The 257-nt window shown below is 56.4% G+C and carries 1 protein-coding gene; it reads left to right on the top strand.

What is annotated here, in order from left to right; genetic code table 11:
• A partial coding sequence (locus XI03_RS01505; RefSeq protein ID WP_271591087.1) for a transposase occupies positions 1–257 on the top strand: 257 nt, incomplete at both ends.

Consider the following 257-nt stretch of genomic DNA (forward strand, 5'->3'; position numbering starts at 1 on the left):
ACGCCGATATTGCCGCAGGGCCGGCCCTTTTGAAACTCGCGCCACCCATGTCTACCCTCATTGGGGACAAAGGCTACGATGGCGACGGCTTTCGCGCCGAAATCGTCAATCGGGGCGCGAAGCCTGTCATTCCAAACAAATCCAACAGGGTAACCCTCCACAGCTTCAGCAAACGCATCTACAAGGGGCGCAACGTTATCGAGCGCTGTTTCTGTCGGCTCAAGGATTTCAGGCGTGTCGCAACTCGCTACGACAAA

The sequence above is a fragment of the Bradyrhizobium sp. CCBAU 65884 genome (assembly GCF_028128835.1).
Lineage (GTDB): Bacteria > Pseudomonadota > Alphaproteobacteria > Rhizobiales > Xanthobacteraceae > Bradyrhizobium > Bradyrhizobium ottawaense.